Annotated in this window: 36 protein-coding genes; 34 read left to right on the forward strand and 2 right to left on the reverse strand. The window is 58.7% G+C overall.

What is annotated here, in order from left to right; translation table 11 throughout:
- The first annotated feature begins 231 nt into the window (after positions 1-231).
- From rpsL to rplQ, 32 genes are all read left to right on the forward strand, one after another.
- Complete coding sequence (gene rpsL, locus AR456_RS01670; RefSeq protein ID WP_021819598.1) at positions 232-606, forward strand: 30S ribosomal protein S12; 375 nt, start codon at positions 232-234, stop codon at positions 604-606.
- 111 nt (positions 607-717) lie between these two features.
- Complete coding sequence (gene rpsG, locus AR456_RS01675; protein ID WP_021819599.1) at positions 718-1,188, forward strand: 30S ribosomal protein S7; 471 nt, start codon at positions 718-720, stop codon at positions 1,186-1,188.
- A 30-nt stretch (positions 1,189-1,218) separates the two neighbouring features.
- Positions 1,219-3,339: an elongation factor G gene (fusA, locus tag AR456_RS01680; RefSeq protein WP_021819600.1), complete on the forward strand. Its 2,121-nt coding sequence runs from the start codon at positions 1,219-1,221 to the stop codon at positions 3,337-3,339.
- A gap of 29 nt (positions 3,340-3,368) precedes the next feature.
- On the forward strand, positions 3,369-4,562 hold the full coding sequence (gene tuf / locus AR456_RS01685; protein ID WP_021819601.1) for an elongation factor Tu: 1,194 nt from the start codon (positions 3,369-3,371) through the stop codon (positions 4,560-4,562).
- A 159-nt stretch (positions 4,563-4,721) separates the two neighbouring features.
- Positions 4,722-5,033: a 30S ribosomal protein S10 gene (gene rpsJ, locus AR456_RS01690; RefSeq protein ID WP_021819602.1), complete on the forward strand. Its 312-nt coding sequence runs from the start codon at positions 4,722-4,724 to the stop codon at positions 5,031-5,033.
- 158 nt (positions 5,034-5,191) lie between these two features.
- A complete protein-coding gene (gene rplC / locus AR456_RS01695; protein ID WP_021819603.1) occupies positions 5,192-5,830 on the forward strand; it encodes a 50S ribosomal protein L3 in 639 nt (212 codons plus the stop codon).
- A 14-nt stretch (positions 5,831-5,844) separates the two neighbouring features.
- Complete coding sequence (gene rplD / locus AR456_RS01700; protein WP_021819604.1) at positions 5,845-6,453, forward strand: 50S ribosomal protein L4; 609 nt, start codon at positions 5,845-5,847, stop codon at positions 6,451-6,453.
- Complete coding sequence (rplW, locus tag AR456_RS01705; RefSeq protein WP_021819605.1) at positions 6,450-6,746, forward strand: 50S ribosomal protein L23; 297 nt, start codon at positions 6,450-6,452, stop codon at positions 6,744-6,746. Before rplD ends, rplW begins: the two co-directional genes overlap by 4 nt.
- A 17-nt stretch (positions 6,747-6,763) precedes the next feature.
- Positions 6,764-7,594, forward strand: coding sequence for a 50S ribosomal protein L2 (gene rplB, locus AR456_RS01710; protein ID WP_021819606.1), 831 nt, complete (start codon positions 6,764-6,766; stop codon positions 7,592-7,594).
- Between the two features lie 33 nt (positions 7,595-7,627).
- On the forward strand, positions 7,628-7,903 hold the full coding sequence (gene rpsS, locus AR456_RS01715) for a 30S ribosomal protein S19 (protein ID WP_021819607.1): 276 nt from the start codon (positions 7,628-7,630) through the stop codon (positions 7,901-7,903).
- Between the two features lie 18 nt (positions 7,904-7,921).
- Entirely contained in the window at positions 7,922-8,254 is a 333-nt protein-coding gene (gene rplV / locus AR456_RS01720) for a 50S ribosomal protein L22 (RefSeq protein ID WP_021819608.1), read from the forward strand.
- A gap of 11 nt (positions 8,255-8,265) precedes the next feature.
- Positions 8,266-8,964: a 30S ribosomal protein S3 gene (gene rpsC, locus AR456_RS01725; protein WP_021819609.1), complete on the forward strand. Its 699-nt coding sequence runs from the start codon at positions 8,266-8,268 to the stop codon at positions 8,962-8,964.
- A 15-nt stretch (positions 8,965-8,979) separates the two neighbouring features.
- Positions 8,980-9,393 (forward strand): 50S ribosomal protein L16, encoded by a 414-nt coding sequence (rplP, locus tag AR456_RS01730; RefSeq protein ID WP_021819610.1) that lies wholly within the window; start codon positions 8,980-8,982, stop codon positions 9,391-9,393.
- The gene (rpmC, locus tag AR456_RS01735) at positions 9,393-9,584 is read left to right on the forward strand and encodes a 50S ribosomal protein L29 (protein WP_021819611.1); all 192 of its coding nucleotides are present in this window, start codon (positions 9,393-9,395) and stop codon (positions 9,582-9,584) included. Before rplP ends, rpmC begins: the two co-directional genes overlap by 1 nt.
- A 1-nt stretch (position 9,585) precedes the next feature.
- Positions 9,586-9,846, forward strand: coding sequence for a 30S ribosomal protein S17 (gene rpsQ, locus AR456_RS01740; RefSeq protein ID WP_021819612.1), 261 nt, complete (start codon positions 9,586-9,588; stop codon positions 9,844-9,846).
- Between the two features lie 52 nt (positions 9,847-9,898).
- Positions 9,899-10,270 (forward strand): 50S ribosomal protein L14, encoded by a 372-nt coding sequence (rplN, locus tag AR456_RS01745; RefSeq protein WP_021819613.1) that lies wholly within the window; start codon positions 9,899-9,901, stop codon positions 10,268-10,270.
- Between the two features lie 14 nt (positions 10,271-10,284).
- Positions 10,285-10,602, forward strand: a complete 318-nt coding sequence (rplX, locus tag AR456_RS01750) for a 50S ribosomal protein L24 (protein ID WP_021819614.1) — start codon at positions 10,285-10,287, stop codon at positions 10,600-10,602.
- An 18-nt stretch (positions 10,603-10,620) separates the two neighbouring features.
- On the forward strand, positions 10,621-11,160 hold the full coding sequence (gene rplE / locus AR456_RS01755) for a 50S ribosomal protein L5 (protein ID WP_021819615.1): 540 nt from the start codon (positions 10,621-10,623) through the stop codon (positions 11,158-11,160).
- Between the two features lie 10 nt (positions 11,161-11,170).
- Positions 11,171-11,476: a 30S ribosomal protein S14 gene (gene rpsN, locus AR456_RS01760; protein WP_021819616.1), complete on the forward strand. Its 306-nt coding sequence runs from the start codon at positions 11,171-11,173 to the stop codon at positions 11,474-11,476.
- 32 nt (positions 11,477-11,508) lie between these two features.
- Complete coding sequence (rpsH, locus tag AR456_RS01765) at positions 11,509-11,901, forward strand: 30S ribosomal protein S8 (protein ID WP_021819617.1); 393 nt, start codon at positions 11,509-11,511, stop codon at positions 11,899-11,901.
- Positions 11,902-11,910: 9 nt separating this feature from the next.
- Positions 11,911-12,441: a 50S ribosomal protein L6 gene (rplF, locus tag AR456_RS01770; RefSeq protein WP_021819618.1), complete on the forward strand. Its 531-nt coding sequence runs from the start codon at positions 11,911-11,913 to the stop codon at positions 12,439-12,441.
- A 9-nt stretch (positions 12,442-12,450) separates the two neighbouring features.
- Complete coding sequence (rplR, locus tag AR456_RS01775; protein WP_021819619.1) at positions 12,451-12,801, forward strand: 50S ribosomal protein L18; 351 nt, start codon at positions 12,451-12,453, stop codon at positions 12,799-12,801.
- Positions 12,802-12,813: 12 nt separating this feature from the next.
- The gene (rpsE, locus tag AR456_RS01780; RefSeq protein WP_021819620.1) at positions 12,814-13,314 is read left to right on the forward strand and encodes a 30S ribosomal protein S5; all 501 of its coding nucleotides are present in this window, start codon (positions 12,814-12,816) and stop codon (positions 13,312-13,314) included.
- A 6-nt stretch (positions 13,315-13,320) separates the two neighbouring features.
- Positions 13,321-13,503, forward strand: coding sequence for a 50S ribosomal protein L30 (gene rpmD, locus AR456_RS01785; protein WP_021819621.1), 183 nt, complete (start codon positions 13,321-13,323; stop codon positions 13,501-13,503).
- Between the two features lie 3 nt (positions 13,504-13,506).
- Positions 13,507-13,941, forward strand: coding sequence for a 50S ribosomal protein L15 (gene rplO / locus AR456_RS01790; protein ID WP_021819622.1), 435 nt, complete (start codon positions 13,507-13,509; stop codon positions 13,939-13,941).
- Complete coding sequence (gene secY, locus AR456_RS01795; RefSeq protein WP_031208239.1) at positions 13,942-15,273, forward strand: preprotein translocase subunit SecY; 1,332 nt, start codon at positions 13,942-13,944, stop codon at positions 15,271-15,273.
- 50 nt (positions 15,274-15,323) lie between these two features.
- Complete coding sequence (gene rpmJ / locus AR456_RS20780; RefSeq protein WP_008959154.1) at positions 15,324-15,437, forward strand: 50S ribosomal protein L36; 114 nt, start codon at positions 15,324-15,326, stop codon at positions 15,435-15,437.
- Positions 15,438-15,560: 123 nt separating this feature from the next.
- A complete protein-coding gene (gene rpsM, locus AR456_RS01800; RefSeq protein WP_021819624.1) occupies positions 15,561-15,917 on the forward strand; it encodes a 30S ribosomal protein S13 in 357 nt (118 codons plus the stop codon).
- Positions 15,918-15,956: 39 nt separating this feature from the next.
- Positions 15,957-16,343: a 30S ribosomal protein S11 gene (rpsK, locus tag AR456_RS01805; RefSeq protein WP_013331014.1), complete on the forward strand. Its 387-nt coding sequence runs from the start codon at positions 15,957-15,959 to the stop codon at positions 16,341-16,343.
- 12 nt (positions 16,344-16,355) lie between these two features.
- Entirely contained in the window at positions 16,356-16,976 is a 621-nt protein-coding gene (rpsD, locus tag AR456_RS01810; protein WP_021819625.1) for a 30S ribosomal protein S4, read from the forward strand.
- Positions 16,977-17,056: 80 nt separating this feature from the next.
- Entirely contained in the window at positions 17,057-18,055 is a 999-nt protein-coding gene (locus AR456_RS01815; RefSeq protein WP_021819626.1) for a DNA-directed RNA polymerase subunit alpha, read from the forward strand.
- Positions 18,056-18,094: 39 nt separating this feature from the next.
- Positions 18,095-18,481 (forward strand): 50S ribosomal protein L17, encoded by a 387-nt coding sequence (gene rplQ / locus AR456_RS01820; RefSeq protein WP_021819627.1) that lies wholly within the window; start codon positions 18,095-18,097, stop codon positions 18,479-18,481.
- Between the two features lie 149 nt (positions 18,482-18,630).
- On the opposite strand, the gene AR456_RS01825 is transcribed toward rplQ, so the two are convergent.
- Positions 18,631-20,010, reverse strand: a complete 1,380-nt coding sequence (locus tag AR456_RS01825; protein ID WP_021819628.1) for an aminotransferase-like domain-containing protein — start codon at positions 20,008-20,010, stop codon at positions 18,631-18,633.
- Positions 20,011-20,268: 258 nt separating this feature from the next.
- Here AR456_RS01825 and AR456_RS01830 point away from each other — a divergent pair, with 258 nt between their 5' ends.
- A complete protein-coding gene (locus AR456_RS01830; protein ID WP_021819629.1) occupies positions 20,269-21,450 on the forward strand; it encodes an MFS transporter in 1,182 nt (393 codons plus the stop codon).
- Positions 21,447-22,208: an SDR family oxidoreductase gene (locus AR456_RS01835; RefSeq protein ID WP_021819630.1), complete on the forward strand. Its 762-nt coding sequence runs from the start codon at positions 21,447-21,449 to the stop codon at positions 22,206-22,208. Before AR456_RS01830 ends, AR456_RS01835 begins: the two co-directional genes overlap by 4 nt.
- Before the next feature lie 109 nt (positions 22,209-22,317).
- Here AR456_RS01835 and uvrA read toward each other — a convergent pair whose 3' ends face one another.
- Positions 22,318-25,212, reverse strand: a complete 2,895-nt coding sequence (gene uvrA, locus AR456_RS01840) for an excinuclease ABC subunit UvrA (protein WP_021819631.1) — start codon at positions 25,210-25,212, stop codon at positions 22,318-22,320.
- Between the last annotated feature and the right edge of the window lie 76 nt (positions 25,213-25,288).

A 25,288-nucleotide genomic window follows, 5' to 3' on the forward strand; every position in this document is an offset into this window, starting at 1 on the left:
GCATTGCGCTCCGGGCTTGACGGCACCTTGTGTAAGCCAGTAGAATGCGCAGCCTTTAACAGTGGGGCGGGTGCGCCCGCGACACTGTGAAGGTGGCGTAAGTATCGAGAGAGAGTGTTGGAACGCCCTTTCTCGGGAGACTCAGAGCCCTGTACCTCGTTGTACTTGTGGGTCTGGGTCTTTTCGGAAGCACCGGTTGTGCTTCCTTAAAGGCAACCCATTGGAGTCATCATGGCAACAATCAACCAGCTCGTGCGCAAGCCGCGCAAGCGTCAGGCCGCCAAGACCGACGTGCCTGCGCTTCAGGCTTGCCCGCAAAGACGCGGCGTTTGTACTCGCGTTTACACTACTACACCGAAGAAGCCGAACTCCGCTCTGCGGAAGGTCTGTCGTGTACGACTGACCAACGGCTATGAAGTGTCTTCCTACATCGGTGGTGAAGGTCACAACCTGCAGGAGCACTCTGTGGTCCTGATTCGTGGCGGCCGTGTAAAAGACCTTCCGGGTGTGCGTTATCACACCGTCCGCGGCGCTCTCGACACCTCCGGTGTCCAGAACCGTAAGCAGGGTCGTTCCAAGTATGGTACCAAGCGCCCGAAGTCCTGATCTTCGCTGTCGCTTTCATAACCAGTTTGTTTCGGTCTGATAAGAGTAAGGTCGAGCTGCCCAGCGCAAGTCTCGGGTTTACCTGAAGGACCCTTCAATTGAGGGCTTATCATGCCTAGAAGAAGAGTTGCCGCCAAGCGCGAGATACTGCCGGATCCCAAGTTCGGAAGTGAGCGCCTGGCCAAGTTCATGAACCACCTGATGATCAGCGGCAAGAAGTCCGTTGCTGAGCGTATCGTTTACGGTGCGCTGGACCGGGTTGCCGAGCGTTCCAATGAAGAGCCGCTGGAGATCTTCGACAAGGCGCTGGAAACTATCCAGCCGATGGTCGAGGTCAAGTCCCGCCGTGTTGGTGGCGCGACTTATCAGGTGCCGGTTGAAGTCCGTCCGTCTCGCCGTCAAGCGCTTGCCATGCGTTGGTTGGTAGACGCCGCGCGTCGCCGTGGTGAGAAGACCATGGAACAGCGTCTGGCTGGCGAAATGCTTGATGCTGCTGAAGGCAAGGGTTCGGCTGTCAAGAAGCGTGAAGACGTGCACCGCATGGCAGAAGCCAACAAGGCCTTCTCTCACTACCGCTTCTAATTCGCATCGCCAACCAACGGGAGTTACATCGTGGCTCGCAAGACTCCGCTTAATCGCTACCGCAATATCGGTATCGTTGCCCACGTCGACGCCGGTAAGACGACTACTACCGAGCGTGTCCTGTTCTATACCGGCCTGTCTCACAAGGTCGGTGAGGTCCATGAGGGCGCTGCCACCATGGACTGGATGGAGCAGGAGCAGGAGCGTGGCATCACGATCACTTCTGCGGCGACTACCTGCTTCTGGCAGGGCATGAACAAGCAGTTCGATGAGCATCGCATCAACATCATCGATACGCCTGGGCACGTTGACTTCACTATCGAAGTCGAGCGTTCCCTGCGTGTACTCGATGGCGCTGTCGTCGTACTGTGCGGCTCCTCCGGTGTGCAGCCGCAGACCGAGACTGTCTGGCGTCAGGCCAACAAGTACGAAGTTCCGCGTATGGTGTTCGTCAACAAGATGGACCGTACCGGCGCTGACTTCTTCATGGTTCTGGAGCAGCTCAAGGATCGTCTGGGCGCCAATGCAGTGCCGATCCAGATCAACTGGGGTGCTGAAGACGAGTTCAAGGGTGTTATCGATCTCATCCAGATGAAGGCCATCCTGTGGGATGAAGACAACTTCGGGATGAACTACGATCTGGTTGATATTCCTGCTGAACTCCAGGAAACCGCCGAGAAGTATCGTGAAGAGATGGTCGAAGCTGCGGCCGAAGCCTCTGAAGAATTGATGGACAAGTATCTCGAAGGCGGAGAGCTGTCCAACGAGGAAATCAAGGCTGGGTTGCGTCGCCGTACGCTTGCCAACGAGATTGTGTTGGTCACCTGTGGTTCTGCGTTCAAGAACAAGGGTGTCCAGGCGGTGCTGGACGGTGTCATCGAGTACATGCCATCCCCGACCGAGGTCAAGGCCATCGAGGGTGAGCTGGATGACAAGGACGGCACTATTGCGACTCGTGAAGCCGACGACAAGGCTCCCTTTGCCGCTCTCGCGTTCAAGATCGCTACCGACCCCTTCGTTGGAACGCTGACCTTCATTCGCGTCTACTCAGGCGTGTTGAACTCTGGTGACAGTATCTATAATTCTGTCAAGCAGAAGAAGGAGCGTGTTGGTCGTATCGTACAGATGCATGCCAATTCTCGCGAAGAGATCAAGGAAGTTCTGGCTGGCGATATCGCCGCCTGTATCGGCCTGAAGGATGTCACCACCGGTGATACTCTGTGCGACCTGAACGACAAGATCGTTCTCGAGCGTATGGAATTCCCGGATCCGGTTATTTCCGTCGCCGTGGAGCCCAAGTCCAAGGCAGACCAGGAAAAGATGGGTATCGCACTGGGCAAGCTCGCTCAGGAAGATCCGTCATTCCGCGTCAAGACCGACGAGGAAACCGGCCAGACCATTATCTCTGGTATGGGTGAGCTGCACCTGGACATCATCGTTGACCGTATGCGTCGCGAGTTCAAGGTGGAAGCCAACATCGGTAAGCCTCAGGTCGCCTACCGCGAAACCATTCGCGGCAGCGTCGAGCAGGAAGGCAAGTTCGTTCGTCAGTCTGGTGGTCGTGGTCAGTTCGGTCACGTCTGGCTGCGCATCGAGCCGCTCACCGAGGCGGACAAGGGCGAAGACGAAGAAATGCACTTCAAGTTCGCTTCTGAAATCGTCGGCGGTGCGGTTCCCAAGGAATACGTACCGGCTGTCGAAAAGGGCGCGTACGAGCAGCTCCAGAATGGTGTCATCGCGGGCTATCCGATGATCGACGTCAAGGTTACTCTGTACGATGGTTCCTATCACGACGTGGACTCCAATGAGACTGCGTTCAAGGTGGCCTCTTCGATGGCCATCAAGGAAGGCGCCAGGAAGGCCAAGGCTGTCCTGCTGGAGCCGATGATGCAGGTCGAGGTCGTGACCCCTGAAGATTTCATGGGTGACGTCATGGGCGACCTGAACCGTCGTCGCGGTCTGGTGCAGGGTATGGATGACTCCTCTTCAGGCAAGGTCATTCGCGCAGTGGTGCCGCTGGGTGAGATGTTCGGTTATGCAACCGATCTGCGCTCACAGACCCAGGGCCGTGCGAGCTACTCCATGGAGTTCGCGAAGTACGACGAGGCTCCCTCAAGCGTCGTTGAAGCCGTCATCAATCAGAACGGTTAACCGTTAGCTAACGTAAAGAGGTCATAGCAGTGGCTAAGGAAAAATTCGAACGTTCCAAACCGCACGTCAACGTCGGCACCATCGGTCACGTTGACCACGGCAAGACTACTCTGACTGCGGCCCTGACCCGCGTGTCTGCTGAAGTCTTCGGTGGCGACTGGCGTGAATTTGACACTATCGACAATGCTCCGGAAGAGCGTGAGCGTGGTATCACCATCGCTACCTCTCACGTCGAGTATCAGTCCGAGATCCGTCACTACGCGCACGTTGACTGCCCGGGACACGCTGACTACGTCAAGAACATGATCACCGGTGCTGCCCAGATGGACGGCGCTATCCTGGTCTGTTCCGCAGCTGACGGCCCCATGCCGCAGACTCGCGAGCACATCCTGCTGTCTCGTCAGGTTGGCGTTCCGTTCATCGTCGTGTTCCTGAACAAGGCCGACATGGTCGACGACGAAGAGCTGCTCGAGCTGGTCGAAATGGAAGTGCGTGAGCTCCTCAGCGAGTACGACTTCCCGGGTGACGACACTCCGATCATCACTGGTTCTGCCCTGATGGCTCTGGAAGGCAAGGACGACAACGGCATGGGTACTACTGCTGTTGCCAACCTGATCAAGGCTCTGGATGCTTACATTCCTGAGCCGGAGCGTGCCATCGATCAGCCGTTCCTGATGCCGATCGAGGACGTGTTCTCTATCTCCGGTCGCGGTACCGTTGTTACCGGTCGTATCGAGCGCGGTATCGTCAAGCCGGGCGAAGAGATCGAGATCGTGGGTATCCGCGACACCACCAAGACTACCGTTACCGGTGTCGAAATGTTCCGCAAGCTGCTCGACGAAGGTCGTGCTGGCGAGAACGTTGGTGCGCTGCTGCGTGGTACCAAGCGTGATGACGTCGAGCGTGGTCAGGTTCTGGCCAAGCCGGGCACCATCACTCCGCACACTCAGTTCGAGGCGGAAGTGTACGTGCTGTCCAAGGACGAAGGTGGTCGTCACACTCCGTTCTTCAAGGGCTACCGTCCGCAGTTCTACTTCCGTACCACTGACATCACTGGTACCTGTGAGCTGCCGGAAGGCGTCGAGATGGTCATGCCGGGTGATAACGTCCAGATGGTCGTTACCCTGATCAACCCGATCGCCATGGACGATGGTCTGCGCTTCGCTATCCGTGAAGGCGGTCGTACCGTCGGCGCTGGTGTCGTGGCCAAGATCATCAAGTAAGCGGTCTGCTTGCTATCGAAGGGGGTTCCGAAAGGGACCCCCTTTTCTGCGCATCGATATTGAGGGTTTGACTCTCTATGTCGGTGCGCATATAATGCGCATCCTTTGAATGCGTGGGTTGACGGCTCGCGCCGTCAAGATCCATTGGAGTTAGGGCAAATGCAGAACCAGAAGATTCGCATTCGGTTGAAGGCTTTCGACCATCGCCTGATCGATCAGTCCGCCGCGGAAATCGTTGAAACCGCCAAGCGTACTGGCGCCCAGGTTCGTGGTCCGATCCCTCTGCCTACCAATCGCGAGCGCTACACCGTGCTGATCTCTCCGCACGTGAACAAGGACGCCCGTGATCAGTACGAGATTCGTACCCACAAGCGTGTGCTCGACATTGTTGAGCCGACCGAAAAGACCGTTGATGCGCTGATGAAGCTCGATCTCGCCGCTGGCGTTGACGTGCAAATCAAGCTCGACTGATACCACACTAGACACTTGCGGCCCAGCGTTCCCCGCCGCGCAGTAACAGGGGTTCAGCAGCCGCCGCGCCGGGATGGCGCCATACAATGTGCTAGTGGAATGCTCTGGAAAGGGCAGCCATAGCGGGTGATAGCCCCGTACACTATAGGAGATAGATAATGACTATCGGTTTGGTCGGTAGGAAGGCGGGTATGACCCGTGTCTTCACCGAAGATGGCGCATCCGTGCCCGTGACCGTTATTGAGGTTGAGCCTAACCGTGTAACTTGCGTCAAGTCTGTCGAGACTGACGGTTACGCTGCGGTTCAGGTTACAACTGGCTCCCGCAAGGCCAAGCATCTGTCGAAGGCCCAGGCTGGGCAGTTCGCCAAGGCAGGTGTCGAGGCTGGTCGTTCGCTGATGGAGTTTCGCCTGACTGAAGGTGATGAGGCTCCGGCAGTGGGTGGCGAACTCACCGTATCCCTCTTCGAAGCTGGTCAAAGTGTTGACGTGACCGGCACCTCCAAGGGTAAGGGCTTCCAGGGCGCTATCAAGCGTTGGAACTTCCGTACCCAGGACAACAGCCACGGTAACTCCCTTTCTCACCGTGCTCCGGGTTCCATTGGCATGTGCCAGACTCCGGGCCGCGTATTCAAGGGCAAGAAGATGGCCGGCCAGATGGGCAACGTTCGTTGCACCGTTCAGAGCCTGGAAATCGTCCGTGTCGATGCCGAACGCAATCTTCTGCTGATCAAGGGTGCCGTTCCTGGCGCCACTGGCAGCGATGTCATTGTGCGCAGCGCCGTCAAAGCTGGCTGAAGGGGAAATTTCCGATGAATCTGAATCTTGCAGGTGCAAGCGCCGGGACTGTTGAACTGTCCGACGCTACCTTTGGCAAAGAATTCAACGAGGCGCTGGTTCACCAGGTTGTCACTGCCTATCTGGCAGGTGGCCGTCAGGGTACCCGTGCTCAGAAGACTCGTTCCGACGTCCGTGGTGGTGGCAAGAAGCCGTGGCGCCAGAAAGGCACTGGCCGTGCTCGCGCCGGTACCATCCGTTCGCCGATCTGGCGTAGCGGTGGTGTGACCTTCGCTGCTCGTCCTCAGGACCACTCCCAGAAAGTCAACCGCAAGATGTACCGTGCGGCCATGCGCTCGATTCTTTCCGAGCTGGTCCGTCAGGAACGTCTGGTTGCGGTTGAGGACTTCGCCGTCGAGTCGCCGAAAACCAAGCAGCTGGTCGCCAAGCTCAAGGAACTCAACCTTGAGAAGGTTCTGATCGTGACTGAAGAAGTCGACGAGAACCTGTATCTGGCCGCCCGCAACATCCCCAATGTGGATGTGGTGGACGTTGCCGCCGCCGACCCGGTCAGCCTGGTCGCCTTTGACAAGGTCCTGGCTACCGTCTCCGCACTGCGCAAATTCGAGGAGAAGCTGGCATGAACCAGGAGCGTGTATTCAAGGTTCTGCTTGGTCCGCACGTGACCGAGAAGGCTGCCATGGCTGCCGAGCGTAACCAGTACGTGTTCAAGGTGGCAGGCGACGCAACCAAGCCCGAGATCAAGGCCGCTGTCCAGCAGCTGTTCGGAAAGAAGGTCGATCGCGTTCAGGTTCTGAACGTCAAGGGCAAGACCAAGCGCACTGCGCATGGTACTGGTCAGCGCAAGGGTTATCGCAAGGCGTACGTTACATTGGCCGCCGGCGAGACGCTTGAAGACTTCTCTGGCGCCGAGTAAAGGCAGGAGTACGGATCATGGCAATCGTCAAGACTAAACCCACATCTGCCGGTCGTCGCCACGTCGTCAAGATTGTTGGTGAAAATCTGCACAAGGGCCGCGCTTACGCGCCGTTGCTCGAAAAGCAGTCAAAGTCCGGTGGTCGTAACAACTACGGTCGTATCACTACCCGCCACGTGGGCGGTGGTCATCGTCACCACTATCGGATCGTGGACTTCCGCCGCAACAAGGATGGCGTTCCGGCCATCGTTGAGCGTCTGGAACACGACCCGAACCGTAGCGCACATATCGCGCTGCTGAAGTATCTCGACGGCGAGCGTCGCTACATCATCGCGCCCAAGGGCGTGAGTGCTGGTGATCGCCTCGAGTCCGGCGTCAATGCGCCGATCAAGAAGGGCAACGCTCTGCCGCTGCGCAACATCCCGTTGGGTTCCACAGTTCATTGCATCGAACTGAAGCCCGGCAAGGGTGCTCAGCTGGCCCGCAGCGCCGGTACCAGCGCTCAGCTGGTGGCCCGTGAAGGCAACTACGCCACCCTGCGTCTGCGCTCCGGCGAGATGCGTAAGGTGTTGGCCGAGTGCCGTGCCACTCTGGGTGAAGTGAGCAATTCCGAGCACAGCCTGCGTCAACTTGGCAAGGCCGGTGCAAAGCGCTGGAGAGGTGTGCGTCCGACTGTTCGCGGTGTTGCGATGAACCCGGTGGATCACCCGCACGGTGGTGGTGAAGGCCGCACCAGTGGTGGTCGTCATCCGGTGTCCCCGTGGGGTATGCCCACCAAGGGTCACAAGACTCGCAAGAACAAGCGCACCGATAAGCTGATCGTCCGCCGCCGCAAGGCTCGCGGTTAAGATCCCACGCCAAGATATCAAGAGGTAACGGCTGTGCCACGTTCACTGAAGAAAGGTCCTTTCATTGACCTTCATCTGCTGAAAAAGGTTGAGACTGCAGCGGAGAAGAACGATCGCAAACCGATCAAGACCTGGTCGCGTCGTTCTATGATCCTGCCCAACATGGTCGGGCTCACCATTGCAGTCCATAACGGTCGCCAACATGTCCCGGTGCACGTTTCCGAGGAAATGGTTGGCCACAAGCTGGGCGAATTCGCTGCTACCCGCACCTATCGCGGTCATGCGGCGGACAAGAAAGCCAAACGGTAAGCCAAAGAGGATTTAGAGATGGAAGTCACAGCAAAGCTGCGTGGCGCTGCTTTATCCGCACAGAAGGCCCGTTTGGTGGCTGATCAGGTGCGCGGTAAGCCTGTCGCCGAGGCGCTCGACCTGCTGACCTTCTCACCGAAGAAGGCCGCCAAGTTGGTCAAGAAGGTGCTGCAGTCCGCCATCGCGAATGCGGAAGAAAACAACGGCATGGACATTGACGAGCTGCGTGTCTCGACCATCTGTGTCGATGAGGGTATGACGCTCAAGCGCATCCGTCCGCGCGCAAAAGGCCGTGCGGATCGCATTCTGAAGCGCACCTGCCACATCACCGTCAAGGTAGCCGAGAAGTAGGAGTCGACCAGATGGGTCAGAAAGTCAATCCAACAGGCATCCGACTGGGTATCGTCAAAGACCATACCTCAGTCTGGTACGCCGAGCGCGGCGCCTATGCCGACAAGCTGAACAACGACCTCGCGGTGCGTAGCTTTCTGGAGGAGCGTTTGAAGAACGCCTCCGTCAGCAAGATCACCATCGAGCGTCCGGCGAACAACGCCCGCATTACCATTCACACTGCCCGTCCGGGTATCGTGATTGGCAAGAAGGGTGAAGACGTCGATCGCTTGCGTCGCGAAGTCACCGAGATGATGGGCGTGCCTGTTCACGTCAACATCGAGGAAGTTCGCAAGCCCGAGCTGGATGCTCAGCTCGTTGCTCAGAACATTGCCGGTCAGCTCGAGCGCCGCGTAATGTTCCGTCGTGCCATGAAGCGCTCTGTCCAGAACGCCATGCGTCTGGGCGCCGGCGGCATCAAGGTGCAGCTCTCCGGTCGCCTTGGCGGCGCGGAAATTGCCCGCACCGAGTGGTACCGCGAAGGTCGTGTTCCGCTGCACACTCTGCGTGCGGACATCGATTACGCCACCTACGAAGCAAAGACCACCTACGGCATCATCGGTGTCAAGGTCTGGGTCTTCAAAGGTGAAATCCTCGGGGGCATCGAGGAGGTCCGTGCAAAGGCCAAGCAGCCTGCGCCCGCGCCCTCCAAGAAGAAAGGTTCCAGGTAAGGGGAGAGCGAATCGATGTTACAACCCAAGCGTATGAAGTTCCGCAAGATGCAGAAAGGTCGCAACCGTGGCCTGGCGCATCGCGGAAGCAAGGTAAGCTTCGGCGAGTATGGCCTCAAGGCCACTGGTCGTGGCCGTGTCACCGCCCGTCAGATCGAAGCTGGCCGTCGTGCCATCACTCGCCACGTCAAGCGTGGCGGAAAGATCTGGATCCGTGTCTTCCCGGATAAGCCGATTTCCAAGAAGCCTCTGGAAGTCCGGATGGGTAAAGGTAAGGGCTCCGTCGAGTACTGGGTCGCTCAGATCCAGCCGGGACGTGTCCTGTATGAGATTGAAGGCGTTTCCGAGGAGCTGGCTCGCGAAGCATTCGCACTGGCAGCTCAGAAATTCCCGGTCTCCACCACCTTTGTGAAACGGACGGTGATGTGATGAAAGCCCAGGAAATTCGTGAAAAGTCAGTAGAACAGCTCCAGGAGCAGCTTCTCGAACTCCTCCGCGAGCAGTTCAACCTGCGTATGCAGAAGGCCACCGGCCAGTTGAGCCAGACTCATCTGCTCAAGCAGGTTCGTCGGGACATTGCCCGCGTGAAGACTGTGCTCAACGAGAAGGCAGGTGTCTGAGATGGCCGAAGAGAAGAAAGCCCGTAAACTCACCGGTAAGGTGGTGAGTGACAAGATGGACAAGTCCATCATCGTCATGATCGAGCGTCGTGAGCGCCACCCGATCTACGGCAAATACGTGAAGCGCTCCACCAAGCTGCACGCCCACGACGAAACCAATCAGGCGAAAGCCGGCGACACGGTTTCCATTGAGGAATGTCGTCCGCTGTCCAGGAAGAAAGCCTGGACGCTGGTTGAAATCGTCGAACAGGCCAAGGGTTGATTGGCCGCAGGCCATCAACTCCGTGCAGTCAGATTAGGTTTGGAGAAAACCGATGATTCAGACTCAGACTATGCTGGATGTCGCCGACAACAGCGGAGCGCGCCGGGTGCAGTGCATCAAGGTGCTCGGTGGTTCACACCGCCGCTACGCTCGCGTTGGTGACGTCATCAAGGTCACGGTGAAGGAAGCTATTCCGCGCGGCAAGGTCAAGAAAGGCCAGGTGCTGAAAGCGGTAGTTGTCCGCACCCGCAGTGGCGTCCGTCGTGCCGACGGTTCGCTGATCCGCTTTGATGGAAATGCGGCTGTTTTGTTGAATAACACCAACGAACAGCCGATCGGTACCCGTATCTTCGGGCCGGTGACTCGTGAACTTCGTAATGAAAAGTTCATGAAGATCATTTCCTTGGCGCCTGAAGTGCTGTAAGGAGCGAGGCGGATATGCAAAAGATCAAACGTGATGATGAAGTCATCGTCATCGCCGGCAAGGATAAGGGTAAGCGCGGTACCGTGAAACGTGTCCTACAGAACGAGCGTTTCGTGGTATCCGGTGTGAATATGATCAAGCGTCACACCAAACCCAACCCGATGGCTGGTAATCAGGGCGGTATCGTCGAGCGCGAGGCACCGATTCACGCGTCCAACGTGGCGATCTTCAATCAGGAGACCGGCAAAGCGGATCGCGTCGGCTTCCAGATCAAGGAAGACGGTACCAAGGTACGTATCTACAAGTCGACGCAAGCGCAGATCGACGCCTAACGCGAGTCGGATAGCAAAATGGCGAACTTGAAAGAACGTTATCAAAACGAGGTGGTGGCTCAACTCAAAGAGCAGTTCAGCTACGCCAACGTTATGCAGGTACCCCGGATCACCAAGGTGACTCTGAATATGGGTATCGGCGAAGCGACCAGCGACAAGAAGCTGATCGATAATGCCATTGGCGACCTGGAGAAGCTTTCCGGTCAGAAGCCGATGGTGACCAAGGCGCGTAAGTCCATCGCGGGCTTCAAGGTGCGTGAAGGCTGGCCGATCGGGATCAAGGTAACACTGCGCGCTGAGCGTATGTGGGACTTCCTCGATCGCCTGGTGAATATCGCGATCCCCCGTGTTCGTGACTTCCGTGGTCTCAACCCGAAGTCCTTCGACGGTCGTGGCAATTATTCCATGGGGGTGCGTGAGCAGATCATCTTCCCGGAGATCGAGTATGATAAGATCGACCGGATTCGTGGTCTGGATGTCACCATCACCACTACTGCCAACACCGACGATGAAGGTCGTGCGCTGCTGAGCGCGCTGAACTTCCCGTTCAAGAAATAAGGGTGGGATCATGGCAAAGAAGAGCATGATTGAGCGCGAACTGAAGCGCACCAAGCTGGTGGATAAGTACGCTGCCAAGCGCACTGCGCTCAAGGCGGTCATCCAGGACGTGAACTCCTCCGATGAGGAGCGCTTCGACGCGCAGCTCAAGTTGCAGTCGCTACCGCGTGACTCCAGCCCGGTACGTCAGCGTAACCGCTGCCGTATCACTGGCCGTCCGCACGGCTACTACAACAAGTTCGGCCTCGGCCGTAACAAGCTGCGTGAAGCCGCCATGCGTGGCGACGTGCCCGGACTCAAGAAGTCCAGCTGGTAACGCCACGTAGAATCATCAGGAGCGCAACGTAAATGAGCATGCAAGACACTCTGGCGGATATGTGTACTCGTATCCGCAATGCGCAGCAGGCCACTAAGGAGACGGTCACCATGCCGTCTTCCAAGATCAAGGTTGAAGTGGCCCGTGTGCTGAAAGAAGAGGGTTTCATCACTGACTTCGCGGTTAGCGAATCAGCCAAGCCCGAACTGACCGTGAGCCTCAAGTACTTTGAAGGCAAGCCGGTTATCGAGCACCTGCAGCGGGTTTCCAAGCCTTCCCTTCGTCAGTACAAGGGTAAGGATGCGCTGCCGAAGGTCGCCGATGGCCTGGGTATCGCTATCGTCACCACCTCCAGGGGTGTAATGACTGATCGGGCGGCTCGTCAGGCTGGTGTCGGCGGCGAAGTCCTCTGCACCGTATTCTAGGAGTCTGGAATGTCCCGCGTAGCCAAATATCCGGTCAAAGTGCCTGCCGGCGTCGACATTAAACTCGACGGCGAGACACTGACTGTCAAGGGCAGTCAGGGCACCCTTTCCATGTCCGTTCACAAAGATGTTGTGATCGGTCAGGAAGACGGTCAACTGACCTTCACGCCTAGTGAAGCAGCCAAGTCCTGGGCCATGGTCGGCACTACCCGTGCCCTGGTTCAGAACCTGGTCACTGGCGTGTCTGAGGGCTTTACCAAGTCCCTCGAAATCATCGGCGTCGGTTATCGCGCTCAAGCGAAAGGCCAGACGCTCAATCTGTCACTGGGCTTCTCACACCCGGTCGATTACCAGCTGCCTGAAGGTGTCGTGGCGGAAACGCCCAAGAACACCGTTATCGTGCTGAAAAGCGCGGACAAGCAGAAGCTCGGCCAGGTCGCCGCGGAAATCCGCGCATTCCGTCCGCCTGAACCCTATAAGGGTAAGGGTGTTCGCTATGCCGACGAGCAGGTTCGTCGTAAAGAAGCCAAGAAGAAGTAAGGCAGGGTTATGAACGCGAAGAAAGAATCTCGTCTCCGTCGTGCCCGCCGCGCTCGCGCCAAGATCCGCGAGCTGGGCGTGTTTCGCCTGTGCGTCAACCGTACCCCACGCCACATCTATGCGCAGATTATCTCGCCGGATGGTGGCAAGGTCCTGGCCAGCGCTTCCACGCTGGACAAGAGCCTTCGTGAGGGTTCGACCGGCAATTCCGACGCCGCCGCCAAGGTGGGTGCTCTGATTGCTGAACGCGCCAAGGAAGCAGGCATCACCCAGGTGGCCTTCGACCGGGCAGGCTTCAAGTACCACGGTCGTGTGAAGGCCCTGGCCGACGCCGCTCGTGAAGGCGGCCTGGAATTCTAAAGGGTTTTTACGATGGCGAAGAACGAACAGAATAGCGGCGATCTGCAGGAAAAACTCGTGCAGGTCAACCGTGTCGCCAAGGTAGTCAAGGGTGGCCGTATCTTCGGTTTCACCGCTCTGACTGTCGTGGGCGACGGCAATGGTCGCGTCGGTTTTGGCCGTGGCAAGGCACGTGAAGTGCCGGTCGCGATCCAGAAAGCGATGGATCAAGCGCGCCGTAACATGGTCAAGGTCAACCTGGTCAATGGTACTCTGCAGTACCCGGTCAAGGCTCGTCATGGCGCCTCCAAGGTGTACATGCAGCCTGCGTCCGACGGTACCGGTATCATCGCCGGTGGCGCCATGCGCTCCGTGCTTGAGCTGGCTGGCGTCCACAACGTACTGGCCAAGTGCTACGGCTCCACCAATCCGGTGAACGTGGTGCGTGCGACCGTCAAGGGTCTGTCTGCAATGCAGTCGCCGGAAGACGTGGCCGCCAAGCGCGGTCTCTCAGTCGAAGCGATTACGGGGTAAGACACCATGGCAGCTAGCATCAAGGTAACCCAGACGCGCAGCACCATTGGCATTCTTGCCAAGCACAAGGCCACTATGAAAGGTCTTGGTCTGCGTCGCATCGGTCACACCGTCGAGCTGGAAGACACCCCTGCCGTTCGCGGCATGATCCACAAGGTCAACTACCTTGTGCGGGTTGAGGGAGAGTAATCCATGAAACTTAACAGCCTGAGCCCGGCACCGGGCTCCAAGCACGCCGAGAAGCGCGTCGGTCGTGGCATCGGCTCTGGTCTGGGAAAGACCGGTGGCCGTGGTCACAAAGGCCAGAAGTCGCGCAGTGGCGGTAGCGTCAAGCCGGGCTTCGAGGGCGGTCAGATGCCTCTGCAGCGTCGTCTGCCGAAGTTTGGCTTCACGTCTGCGAAGTCTCTGGTGTCCGAGGAAGTGCGTCTTGGCGAACTGGCCAAGGTCGCTGGTGACGAAGTCACCCTCGAGACGCTGAAAGAAGCCAATGTGCTGAAGGACGCCACGCAGTTTGCCAAGGTGATCCTGTCTGGCGATTTGAACAAGGCGGTTACAGTCCGCGGTCTGCGTGTCACCAAAGGTGCACGTGCCGCGATTGAAGCCGCTGGTGGCAAGGTAGAGGACTAAATGGCCAAGTCAGGAAAAATGCCGGCGATGGGCAGCGGTCTGAGTGAACTGTGGGCGCGTCTGCGCTTCGTGCTCCTCGCCATTGTGGTTTACCGAATCGGTGCCCACATCCCCGTTCCCGGTATCAATCCTGACCAGCTTGCTGCCTTGTTCAGGGAGCAGCAGGGTACCATCCTGGGCATGTTCAACATGTTCTCGGGTGGTGCCCTGGAGCGCATGAGTATCCTCGCCCTGGGCATCATGCCCTATATCTCGGCGTCGATCATCATGCAGCTCCTGTCTGCCGTCTCTCCCCAACTGGAACAGTTGAAGAAGGAAGGGGAGAGCGGCCGCCGCAAGATCAATCAGTACACGCGTTATGGGACGGTGATACTGGCTTTTGTTCAGGCCTCCGGTATGTCGGTTGGCCTGGCGAGCCAGGGCATCGCCTATACAGTCGATTTCAGTTTCTATTTCACCGCTATCACCACTTTTGTGTGTGGTGCGGTATTCCTGATGTGGCTGGGTGAGCAGATTACCGAGAAGGGCATCGGCAACGGTATCTCGTTGTTGATCTTCTCAGGTATCGTCGCCGGACTGCCAAGCGCTGTGGCCCAGGCTTTCGAGCTTGCCCGCAACGAAGGCGCGTGGAACGTGTTGCCGCTGTTGGCGCTTTCCCTGCTGGGTATTGCCACCGTGGCGTTTGTCGTGTTCATTGAGCGCGGCCAGCGTAGGATTACGGTGAATTACCCGCGTCGCCAGGTCGGCAACAAGATGTACGCCGGACAGAGCAGCTATCTGCCGCTCAAGGTTAATATGGCAGGGGTTATCCCAGCCATCTTTGCCTCGAGCATCCTGCTGTTCCCCGCCTCCCTCGGTCAGTGGGTTGGTGCGGGTGATGGCATGGAATGGCTGCAGAGAGCATCGCAGGCGTTGGCCCCTGGTCAACCTCTGTATATCTTGCTTTTCTCGGCGGCGGTGGTATTCTTCTGCTTCTTTTACACAGCGCTGGTCTTCAATCCCAAGGATGTTGCCGACAACCTCAAGAAGTCGGGAGCTTTCCTTCCGGGTATTCGTCCCGGTGAGCAGACCGCTCGCTATGTCGACAAGGTCATGACTCGTCTGACCCTGTTTGGCGCCCTCTACATCACTGCGGTTTCCCTGATGCCCCAGTTTCTGATCGTGGCGTGGAACGTGCCGTTCTTTTTCGGCGGTACCTCGCTGCTGATCGTGGTTGTGGTGATCATGGACTTCATGGCCCAGGTGCAGTCGCATCTCATGTCGCACCAGTATGAGTCGGTGATGAAGAAGTCCAACCTGAAAGGCTATGGTAGCGGCGGCATCATGCGCTAATTAGCGCCGCAGCCCATTTGGCGCCGCGAGCCTGTTTTGGAGAAAGAACGATGAAAGTTCGTGCTTCCGTGAAGAAAATGTGCCGCAATTGCAAGATCATTCGTCGCAATGGCGCTGTCCGCGTCATCTGCAGCGAGCCGCGGCACAAGCAGCGCCAGGGCTGACCCTGGTCTGTAATGAACCGGGTGCTGGCATTCCCCCTTGCCCTTTTTGAGGGGAGGGGGTATGCTGTTGCGCCTTTTGTAGTTGATTAACCGAGCAAGCCGCTCAAATTTCGGAGTAAGCTGATGGCCCGTATTGCAGGCGTCAATATCCCGGACAACAAGCATGCGGCGATCTCGCTGACTTACATCTTCGGGATTGGCCGTACTCGCGCACAGGATATCTGTGCCGCGGCCGGTATCGCGCCGACTGCCAAGATTCAGGACCTGTCATCTGAAGAGATTGACACCCTGCGTGGCGAAGTTGGCAAGTACACCGTAGAAGGCGATCTTCGTCGTGATGTTACGCTGAATATCAAGCGTCTCATGGACCTGGGTTGCTATCGTGGTCTGCGTCATCGTCGTGGTCTTCCGCTGCGTGGTCAGCGTACCAAGACCAATGCGCGTACCCGTAAGGGCCCGCGCAAGCCGATCCGCAAATAACACGCACGTTCTGGCGTAAAGACAGGAATAGACATCAACATGGCTAACCCGCGTAGCAACCGTAAAAAGGTTAAAAAGCAGGTAGTGGATGCCGTAGCGCATATCCATGCCTCTTTTAACAACACGATCATTACGATCACAGACCGCCAGGGCAATGCTCTTTCCTGGGCAACTGCCGGTGGTTCGGGTTTTCGTGGTTCTCGCAAGAGCACCCCGTTCGCTGCTCAAGTAGCAAGTGAGCGTGCAGCTACTGCTGCAGCCGAGTATGGTGTGAAAAACGTCGACGTGCTGGTCAAGGGCCCCGGTCCTGGCCGTGAATCCGCCGTGCGCGCTCTGAATGCCGCCGGCTTCCGCGTGCAAAGCATCACCGACGCGACGCCCATTCCCCATAATGGCTGCCGTCCGCCGAAGAAACGCCGCGTTTAAGGAGACAGATTCATGGCTCGTTACATTGGACCGAAGTGCAAACTGTCTCGTCGGGAAGGTACCGATCTCTTCCTCAAGAGCGGTGTCACTCCCTTCGAGAAGAAGTGCAAATCCGAGCAGATCCCGGGTGTGCACGGCCAGCGCCGTCAGCGTCTTTCCGACTACGGCTTGCAGCTTCGCGAGAAGCAGAAAGTACGTCGTATGTATGGCGTACTCGAAAAGCAGTTCCGCAACTACTACAAGGAAGCTGCCCGTCTGAAGGGCGCGACCGGTGAGTTGTTGCTGCAGCTGCTTGAGTCCCGACTGGACAACGTCGTCTACCGCATGGGCTTTGGTTCTACTCGCTCCGAGGCTCGTCAACTGGTAAGCCACAAGGCAATTGTCGTTAACGGCAAGACTGTCAACGTGGCATCCTACCAGGTCAAGCCCGGCGACGTAGTATCCGTCCGTGAAAAGGCCAAAAACCAGGCGCGTATCCAAAGCGCTCTGTCCATCGCTGCCAACCGTGGCGATGTGGCCTGGATCGAGATTGATGCCAAGAAGATGGAAGGCACCTTCAAGGCTCTGCCTGAGCGCGGTGACCTGACTGCCGACATCAACGAACAACTGATCGTCGAGCTGTACTCGAAGTAAGCGGCCAGCCCGCACCGCCTTCCAGAGGGAGGCGGTGATTCACCATCGAGTATCCGTTTGGCAGCCTGAAAGGTGTTCATATGCAGCGTTCAGTGACAGAGTTTCTCCGTCCTCGCGACATCAAGGTCGAAGAGATCAGCGCACACCACGCAAAGATCGTGCTCGAACCGTTCGAGCGTGGCTTCGGCCACACGCTGGGTAATGCTCTGCGTCGTATCCTGCTTTCCTCCATGCCCGGCTGTGCCGTGGTAGAGGCGGAGATTGCAGGCGTTGATCATGAGTACAGCGCGATCGAGGGCGTCCAGGAAGATGTCATCGAAATCCTCCTGAACCTCAAGGACGTGGCGATCAAGATGCACAGCCGCGATGAGGCGGTGCTCTCGCTGAACAAGCAGGGCCCGGCCATCGTCACTGCTAGTGATATCGCCGTTGACCACGATGTTGAGGTCGTCAACCCCGAGCACATCATCGCCCATGTCAATGAGGGTGCAGAGCTGAAGATGCAGCTCAAGGTGGCCCGTGGTCGTGGCTATGAGCCTGCGGACGTCCGCAGCGAAGCCGACGACGAATCTCGTGCCATCGGCCGTCTGCAGCTGGATGCAACCTTCAGCCCAGTGCGTCGTGTTTCCTACTCTGTTGAGGCTGCGCGTGTTGAACAGCGTACTGACCTCGACAAGTTGATCATTGATCTGGAAACCGATGGCACCCTGGATCCGGAAGAGGCGATCCGTCGCAGCGCGACCATCCTGCAGGAGCAGCTGGCAGCGTTCGTCGACCTGGAAGCCGACAAGGAACAGGAAGTGGTAGAGGAAGAGGATCATATCGATCCCATCCTGCTGCGCCCCGTAGACGATCTTGAGTTGACCGTTCGTAGTGCCAACTGCCTCAAGGCCGAGAATATCTACTACATCGGTGATCTGATTCAGCGTACAGAAGTTGAGCTGTTGAAGACCCCGAATCTCGGCAAGAAGTCCTTGAATGAAATCAAGGATGTGTTGGCAGCACGTGGTCTGTCCCTCGGCATGCGGCTGGAAAATTGGCCGCCGGCGAGCCTGAAGGACGACAAGGCCACGGCCTGAGCGTCGGCTCGAGTCCCAGTTTGGTAAGGAATCACAACCATGCGTCATCGTAAGAGTGGTCGTCACCTGAATCGCACGAGCTCGCATCGCCAGGCCATGTTCAAGAACATGAGCGTGTCGCTGATCGAGCACGAAGTGATCAAGACAACCCTGCCCAAGGCCAAGGAGCTGCGTCGTCATATCGAGCCGCTCATCACTCTGGCCAAGCAGGACAGCGTCGCTAACCGTCGTCTGGCCTTCAGCCGTACTCGCTCCAAAGAAGCAGTCGGCAAGCTCTTCAATGAGCTGGGTCCGCGTTACGTCGAGCGTCCGGGCGGTTACGTCCGTATTCTCAAGTGCGGTTTCCGCACCGGCGACAACGCTCCCATGGCTTTCGTCGAATTGGTCGATCGCCCCGTCGTGGAAGAGGCTGCTGGCGAGGAGTAATCCTCACCTGCAACACTTGCCCCGACGTAAAACCGGTCTCCCTCACGGGAGGCCGGTTTTTTTATGCGCGAATGTTTTATGCGCGAACGTTACTGGTAGCTGTGTGCGGTGCGGTTGCTCAGGGCAGCGATTCAACCGACAACAGAAGATCATGTTGGTTTGTCGAGAAAGCCCTGCGCTCTCGGGTCGCTGGCATAGGCGACGTTGAGGCGAATCCATGCACTGTCGGTGTTGTCGGGCATGAAGACCTCGCCGGGGGATAGCCGGACACCGGCCTTGCTGGCATTGGCGACCAATTGGCGCGAGGAAGCCAGCGATGGGTGACGGGCCCAGATGAACATGCCTCCTGCCGGTTCGGCGAAGACTTGCCAACCGGCATTGTGCAGCGTGGCGAGCGTGGTGGACATCTGCCCGGCGAGACGTGTCCTCAGACGCTCGATCAGCCTGCGGTAGCTGCCGTTCTGCAGCATGGTGGCCAGTACCTGCTCGGCGAAATGCGGTGCGGAGATGCTGGTCAGCATCTTGATATCGACCAGTGACCTCAACAGTTGCGGGCGCGCGGCGATAAAGCCGACCCGCAGCGAGCAGGACAGGCTCTTGGAAAAGCTGCCAATGTAGATGACGCGCTCAAGACCATCGAGGGCGGCCAGGCGCACCGTGGGGCTGTGCTGGAAGTCGGCGTAGATGTCATCCTCGACGATCTGCACGCCATAACGCTCGGCGAGCTGCAGCACCCGGTGAGCAACCGGAGCGCTCAGAGTGGTGCCAGTGGGGTTCTGAAACACGCTATTGATGAACATCAGCCGCGGACGGTGTTGCTTGAGCAGCACGGCCAGCTGTTCGACATCGGGGCCGTCCGCCAGGCGGGGCACGCCGACGATATTGGCGCGTTGCAGGCGCAGCAGCCCGATCAGGTTGTAATAGCCCGGCGATTCAACAAACACGCTGTCGCCGGGTTTTACCAACAGCCTGACCAGCAGATCCAGCGCATGGCTACCGCCACCGGTCAGCAGGATTTGGTTGGCATCGGCCTCGACGCCGAGCAGGCGGATGCGCTCCTGCATAAGCGTCCTGAGCGCCGGGGTGCCCATCGGCGAACTGTAATCGAAGATACCGGCACGGCTGCGGCGAGTCACCGAGCGAATGGCGTAGGCCAGATCATCGCTTTCTCGCCAGCTATCGGGTAGCCAGCCACAGCCGAGTTTCAGCCCCTGATCGTCCTGGTCGAATAGGCTCCAGCTGTCACTGGTGACATCCGCGAGGCTGATCGGCGTTTCTGCTGGCAGCGGACTGGAGTCGGCTACGAAGAAGCCTGCCCCCGGCCGCGAGCGCACCAGTCCCTCGGCAACCAGATGCTCGTAGGCCTCGATGACCGCATTGCGTCCCACTTCGAGCTGCCGCGACAGTTGGCGTATCGAGGGTAGGCGACTGCCACTGCCGGCACTGTTGTCGACGATCCATTCACGCAGATGTTCGGCCACCTGGCCGGCCTGCGGTCTGGTGGACAGGGCATCGAGTTCAATGGGCATGGCGCAGCAGTCTCCAGCTCGGTGCGGGTCGGCGCTCTCGAGAGGAGGGCCATTATCGGCTCATTGTGCCGGGGCTGGGTAAAGCAGGCAATTCATGCGCGTTGATGTTTGGGGGCTGACGGATGGGGGGCGAAGACTCGCAACTGTTCAGCAATATTGCCGAACAGTGTCGGGAGATTGCCGCCGACTGTGTCTTACCCCGGTCGACGCAAGGCGAGATGCTGAGGCCGATATTCCCCTGATACTGCAAGGTCCATCATGAATCGTACTGCTGCTGTTCGGCTCGCCTTTGCGCTGTGCATGATAACCACCGCCGTCAATCTCCAGGCCCCGTTGTATGACGCCTTGGCCGCCAGAGACGGCATGGGGGCGGGGGCGGCCAGTGTCGCCTTTGCATGCTATGTGTTGGGCGTGTTTCCCGTGTTGCTGGTCTTGAATGGGCTGGCGGATCGCATCGGGCGCAAACGGATGATCATCGCCGCCCTCTGTCTGGCGCTGACGGCAACGGTGCTGACCATAGTCGCTCCGGGGCTGGTGAGCCTGGCGATTGCCCGTCTGCTGATGGGCGTGGGCACGGCGATGACTTCTGCGGTGGCGCCTGGCTGGATGATCGAGCTGTTCGCTGGCGAGGACAAGCGTCGTGCCGCCAACTGGGTGACGGCGGCGACATCGCTGGGCTTCGGTCTTGGCGCTGCCGTGACCAGCGTGTTTGTGATGCAGGGCGCCGGCGTTGTGCTGGTACCGGCGAGCCTGTGGTTGTACCTCGGGGCGGGTGGGTTGGCATTGTTGTTGGTGGTGGTGAGCCTGGCGGATCATATGCCACGCCAGCCGCAACGCAGTATGCTGCGGTTGCCCGCCTGGCCTGCGGGTGCCTTGCCTTTTGGTCTGGCGATTCTGCTGGCGTGGGCGACCGTCGGTCTGGTGATCACCCTGCTGCCGTCGATCCTCGCCGAGCATGGGCTGTCTGGCTGGTCGGGGTTTGCCGTGTTCGGCATCTGTAGCTGTGGGGTGCTGTTCCAGCCCTGGGCACGCCAGTTGTCGCCGCGAGTCTCGACGCGGCTGGGGTTGGTGATTCTGCCGCTGGCCTATGCATTGATTGCCTGGGGAGCACTGCAAGGCGTGTTGAGTGCGATACTGATCGGTACCATCGCCGCCAGCAGTGCCTGCTATGGGTTCATCTATCTGGGCGGGATGAGCGGTGTACTGGAGGCCGCAGGAGACCAGGCGTCGGAAGCCAGTGCCGGATTCTTCCTGATGGCCTATATCGGCTTCAGTCTGCCGGTGGTGTTCACCGGAATATTGATGGATTGGCTGGGGCATGTGGCAGCATTGGTGATCTTCGGTAGTGTTCTATTGATTGGTGGCGTGCTGGTACTTGCCAGCTTGAACCCGCCGGACGCGGCCGGTGGCGAGGAAGCACAGATGGAGAAGTCGAGATGACAGCCAGGTTGCAGGACAAGGTGGCAATCATTACCGGAGCGGGACAGGGCATTGGTGAGGCCATCGCCGAAGCCTTCGTCGGCCAGGGCGCGGATGTGGTTATTGCCGACCGCAATGAAGCCAACGGCAGTCGCGTTGCGGCAAGGCTGGATGCGACCTTCATCAGAACCGATGTCACGTGCCAGGCCGATATCGAGCAACTGGTTGCGGCAACCATCGAGCGCTTCGGGCGCGTGGATGTGCTGATCAACAACGCCGGGGCCAATGTCTTCCATGTGCCGCATGAGATGCCGCGCAGCGAGTGGGCGCACTGCATGGCGCTGGATCTGGAAGCCTGCTGGGCGATGATCGAAGCGGTGTTGCCGAATATGCGTTGCCGTGGTGCGGGGAGCGTCATCAACATTGCCAGTACCCATGGCTTTCAGATCATCCCGCACACCTTTCCATACCCGGTGGCCAAGCATGGCCTGATCGGCATGACCCGAGCTCTGGGCGTGGAATACGCCGCCGAAGGCATCCGGGTCAATGCCATCTCGCCGGGGTATATCGATACCCAGATTGCGCGTGATTACTGGGCCGGTTTCGATGATCCGGCCGCCGAGCGTTCCAAGGCAGAAAAGCTGCATCCGCCACAGAGGGTAGGGAGGCCAGAGGAAGTGGCGATGACGGCGGTATTCCTCGCCTCGGATGAAGCCCCGTTCATCAATGCCGAGAATATCGTCATCGATGGAGGCCGCTCCTGCCTCTACCACGAGTGAGCCGGTCCCGCCCTCTACCGACTTGTTGAAGGACAGTAAAGGGCAGCGACGCTATCCAGATCCAGATCCAGATCCAGATCCAGATCCAGATCCAGATCCAGATCCAGACTCAGGCGCTGGCCTTCTCCTTGCCACCTTGCTTGCTGTTGCTGCTCTTCCTGGTTGGTGTTGGGTTCGCCTGGCGTTCGAGCAATGGCTTCAGGAAGCGTCCTGTGTGTGACACTTCCATTTTGGACACCTTCTCAGGGGTGCCCTCGGCAATGATCTGGCCACCGCCGGAGCCACCTTCGGGGCCAAGGTCGATGATCCAATCGGCAGTCTTGATCACGTCGAGGTTATGCTCGATGACCACGATGGTATTGCCGTGATCACGCAGGCGATGAAGCACGGTCAGCAGCTGGCGAATATCCTCGAAGTGCAGGCCGGTGGTCGGCTCATCGAGGATATACAGGGTCTTGCCGGTATCGCGTTTGGCCAGCTCCCTCGCTAGCTTGACGCGCTGCGCCTCGCCGCCTGAGAGCGTGGTGGCGCTCTGTCCAAGGCGGATATAGGTCAGGCCAACATCGACCAGTGTCTGCAGGCGTCGAGCAATGGCCGGCACCGGGCTGAAGAACTCCAGCGCTTCCTCGACCGTCATCCCGAGGACTTCGTCGATGGTCTTGCCCTTGTACTGGATATCCAGCGTCTCGCGGTTGTAGCGCTTGCCCTTGCACACGTCACAAGGCACGTAGATGTCCGGCAGGAAGTGCATCTCGACCTTGATCATGCCTTCGCCCTGACAGGCCTCGCAGCGGCCACCCTTGACGTTGAAGGAGAAGCGGCCTGGCTTGTAGCCCCGTGAACGAGCTTCCTGAGTCCCGGCAAACAGTTCCCGAATCGGGGTGAAGATGCCGGTGTAGGTCGCCGGGTTGGAGCGCGGCGTTCGACCGATCGGGCTCTGGTCGATATCGATGACCTTGTCGAGCTGATCCAGCCCTTCGATGCCGGTATAGGGCGAGGGGGTCAAGGTTGTGGCGCGGTTGAGTTCGCGAGCGGCAATTGGCATCAGGGTGCTGTTGATCAGTGTTGACTTGCCTGAACCGGAAACACCGGTCACACATACCAGCAGTCCCAGCGGTAGTTCGAGCGTCACGTCCTGCAGGTTATTGCCGGTGGCGCCGGTCAGTTTGAGCATCTTCTCCGGGTTGCCGGGTATCCGCCACGGTGGTACGGCGATCTCGCGAGAGCCGCACAGATACTGGCCGGTGAGCGAGTGCTCATTGTCCATGATCTGTTGTGGTGTGCCCTGGGCGACGATCTGTCCGCCATGCACGCCCGCACCGGGTCCGATATCCAATACGTGGTCGGCGGCGCGAATGGCGTCCTCATCGTGCTCCACGACGATCACGGTATTACCGAGATCGCGTAGGCGCACCAGTGTCTGCAGCAGACGGTCATTGTCGCGCTGGTGAAGGCCGATGGACGGCTCATCGAGGATATACATGACACCGACCAACCCGGCACCAATCTGACTGGCGAGACGAATACGTTGGGCTTCGCCACCGGAGAGCGTCTCGGCACTGCGCTCAAGGTTGAGGTAGTCGAGGCCGACGTTGACGAGAAATTCGAGGCGAGCGGAAATCTCGTTGATGATCTTCAACGCGATCTCACCCTTGCGGCCCGGCAGACTCAGCTCGGAAAAGTACTGCTGTGCCTCACCGATCGGCAGGCGTACCACGTCGGGCAGGGTGGTGCCGTCGACGAACACATGGCGAGCCTCCTTGCGCAGACGTGCCCCTTCGCAGGTCTGACATGGCTGTACCGCGATGTAGCGCGATAGCTCTTCACGCACCATGCTCGATTCGGTTTCACGGTAGCGTCGCTGCATATTGGGCAGCACGCCTTCGAAGGTATGCTCACGAGTGACCTTCTTGCCCCGATCATTGACGTAGATGAAGGCGATTTCATCCGTGCCGCTGCCGTGGAGGATGACGTCGCGCTCGTGGCGGGCGAGGTCCTGCCAGGAGGTTTCCAGAGTAAAACGGTAGTGCTCGGCCACCGACTTGAGCTGGTTGAAGTAGTAGACACTGCGCCGGTCCCAACCCTTGATGACGCCTTCGGCCAGCGACAACTCCGGATGGCTGATCAACTTGTCGGGATCGAAGAACTGTTCCACTCCCAGGCCGTCGCAGGTTGGACAGGCGCCCGCCGGGTTGTTGAACGAGAACATGCGCGGTTCAAGTTCGGGGATCGAATAGCCGCACACCGGGCAGGCGAAGCGTGCTGAGAAGGTGATATCCGGCTGCTCACCGTCCATGAAGTGCACCATGGCAGTACCATCGGCCAGGCCCAGTGCAGTCTCGAAGGACTCGGCAAGGCGCTGCTCCAGCCCTTCACGGACCTTGATGCGGTCGACGACCACGCTGATGTCATGCTTGCGGTTCTTGTCCAGCGGCTTGATGTCATCCAACTCAAGCACCTGGCCATCGATCATCGCGCGCACGAAGCCCTGAGCGCGTAGTTCGGCCAGCAACTGTAGGTGCTCACCCTTGCGTCCGCTGACCACTGGCGCCATCAACATCAGCTTGCTGCCTTCCGGCAGTGTCAGTACCTGGTCGACCATCTGCGAGATGGTCTGCGCCTCGAGGTCCTCTCCGTGCTCCGGGCAACGTGGGGTGCCGGCGCGGGCGAACAGCAGGCGCAAGTAGTCGTAGATCTCGGTGATGGTGCCGACTGTGGAGCGTGGGTTGTGGGAAGTGGATTTCTGCTCGATGGAAATCGCTGGAGACAGCCCCTCGATATGATCAACATCGGGCTTTTCCATCATCGACAGGAACTGACGCGCATAGGTCGATAGTGACTCTACATAACGCCTCTGCCCCTCGGCATACAGAGTATCGAAGGCCAGGGAGGACTTGCCGGAGCCGGATAGGCCCGTCACCACGATCAGCTTGTCACGGGGCAGCTCGACATCGATATGCTTGAGGTTGTGGGTGCGCGCACCCCTGACCAGTATCTTGTCCATTCCCACCTCGCGGACCGGGCAAAAGGTCAATTATACGGGGCGGTAGGCGGTGGCGGCAAAGTGAAGCAGGTTTTGG

Origin of the sequence: Halomonas huangheensis, from assembly GCF_001431725.1 — a bacterium.
GTDB lineage: Bacteria > Pseudomonadota > Gammaproteobacteria > Pseudomonadales > Halomonadaceae > Halomonas > Halomonas huangheensis.

Excerpts from the sequence above, each read along its gene's own strand:
- rpsL (WP_021819598.1), top strand. The coding sequence starts at position 232 with ATGGCAACAATCAACCAGCTCGTGCGCAAGCCGCGCAAGCGTCAGGCC.
- rpsG (WP_021819599.1), top strand. The coding sequence starts at position 718 with ATGCCTAGAAGAAGAGTTGCCGCCAAGCGCGAGATACTGCCGGATCCC.
- rpsJ (WP_021819602.1), top strand. The coding sequence starts at position 4,722 with ATGCAGAACCAGAAGATTCGCATTCGGTTGAAGGCTTTCGACCATCGC.
- rplC (WP_021819603.1), top strand. The coding sequence starts at position 5,192 with ATGACTATCGGTTTGGTCGGTAGGAAGGCGGGTATGACCCGTGTCTTC.
- rplD (WP_021819604.1), top strand. The coding sequence starts at position 5,845 with ATGAATCTGAATCTTGCAGGTGCAAGCGCCGGGACTGTTGAACTGTCC.
- rplW (WP_021819605.1), top strand. The coding sequence starts at position 6,450 with ATGAACCAGGAGCGTGTATTCAAGGTTCTGCTTGGTCCGCACGTGACC.
- rplB (WP_021819606.1), top strand. The coding sequence starts at position 6,764 with ATGGCAATCGTCAAGACTAAACCCACATCTGCCGGTCGTCGCCACGTC.
- rplV (WP_021819608.1), top strand. The coding sequence starts at position 7,922 with ATGGAAGTCACAGCAAAGCTGCGTGGCGCTGCTTTATCCGCACAGAAG.
- rpsC (WP_021819609.1), top strand. The coding sequence starts at position 8,266 with ATGGGTCAGAAAGTCAATCCAACAGGCATCCGACTGGGTATCGTCAAA.
- rplP (WP_021819610.1), top strand. The coding sequence starts at position 8,980 with ATGTTACAACCCAAGCGTATGAAGTTCCGCAAGATGCAGAAAGGTCGC.
- rpmC (WP_021819611.1), top strand. The coding sequence starts at position 9,393 with ATGAAAGCCCAGGAAATTCGTGAAAAGTCAGTAGAACAGCTCCAGGAG.
- rpsQ (WP_021819612.1), top strand. The coding sequence starts at position 9,586 with ATGGCCGAAGAGAAGAAAGCCCGTAAACTCACCGGTAAGGTGGTGAGT.
- rplN (WP_021819613.1), top strand. The coding sequence starts at position 9,899 with ATGATTCAGACTCAGACTATGCTGGATGTCGCCGACAACAGCGGAGCG.
- rplX (WP_021819614.1), top strand. The coding sequence starts at position 10,285 with ATGCAAAAGATCAAACGTGATGATGAAGTCATCGTCATCGCCGGCAAG.
- rplE (WP_021819615.1), top strand. The coding sequence starts at position 10,621 with ATGGCGAACTTGAAAGAACGTTATCAAAACGAGGTGGTGGCTCAACTC.
- rpsN (WP_021819616.1), top strand. The coding sequence starts at position 11,171 with ATGGCAAAGAAGAGCATGATTGAGCGCGAACTGAAGCGCACCAAGCTG.
- rpsH (WP_021819617.1), top strand. The coding sequence starts at position 11,509 with ATGAGCATGCAAGACACTCTGGCGGATATGTGTACTCGTATCCGCAAT.
- rplF (WP_021819618.1), top strand. The coding sequence starts at position 11,911 with ATGTCCCGCGTAGCCAAATATCCGGTCAAAGTGCCTGCCGGCGTCGAC.
- rplR (WP_021819619.1), top strand. The coding sequence starts at position 12,451 with ATGAACGCGAAGAAAGAATCTCGTCTCCGTCGTGCCCGCCGCGCTCGC.
- rpsE (WP_021819620.1), top strand. The coding sequence starts at position 12,814 with ATGGCGAAGAACGAACAGAATAGCGGCGATCTGCAGGAAAAACTCGTG.
- rpmD (WP_021819621.1), top strand. The coding sequence starts at position 13,321 with ATGGCAGCTAGCATCAAGGTAACCCAGACGCGCAGCACCATTGGCATT.
- rplO (WP_021819622.1), top strand. The coding sequence starts at position 13,507 with ATGAAACTTAACAGCCTGAGCCCGGCACCGGGCTCCAAGCACGCCGAG.
- secY (WP_031208239.1), top strand. The coding sequence starts at position 13,942 with ATGGCCAAGTCAGGAAAAATGCCGGCGATGGGCAGCGGTCTGAGTGAA.
- rpmJ (WP_008959154.1), top strand. The coding sequence starts at position 15,324 with ATGAAAGTTCGTGCTTCCGTGAAGAAAATGTGCCGCAATTGCAAGATC.
- rpsM (WP_021819624.1), top strand. The coding sequence starts at position 15,561 with ATGGCCCGTATTGCAGGCGTCAATATCCCGGACAACAAGCATGCGGCG.
- rpsK (WP_013331014.1), top strand. The coding sequence starts at position 15,957 with ATGGCTAACCCGCGTAGCAACCGTAAAAAGGTTAAAAAGCAGGTAGTG.
- rpsD (WP_021819625.1), top strand. The coding sequence starts at position 16,356 with ATGGCTCGTTACATTGGACCGAAGTGCAAACTGTCTCGTCGGGAAGGT.
- AR456_RS01815 (WP_021819626.1), top strand. The coding sequence starts at position 17,057 with ATGCAGCGTTCAGTGACAGAGTTTCTCCGTCCTCGCGACATCAAGGTC.
- rplQ (WP_021819627.1), top strand. The coding sequence starts at position 18,095 with ATGCGTCATCGTAAGAGTGGTCGTCACCTGAATCGCACGAGCTCGCAT.
- AR456_RS01825 (WP_021819628.1), bottom strand. The coding sequence starts at position 20,010 with ATGCCCATTGAACTCGATGCCCTGTCCACCAGACCGCAGGCCGGCCAG.
- AR456_RS01830 (WP_021819629.1), top strand. The coding sequence starts at position 20,269 with ATGAATCGTACTGCTGCTGTTCGGCTCGCCTTTGCGCTGTGCATGATA.
- AR456_RS01835 (WP_021819630.1), top strand. The coding sequence starts at position 21,447 with ATGACAGCCAGGTTGCAGGACAAGGTGGCAATCATTACCGGAGCGGGA.
- uvrA (WP_021819631.1), bottom strand. The coding sequence starts at position 25,212 with ATGGACAAGATACTGGTCAGGGGTGCGCGCACCCACAACCTCAAGCAT.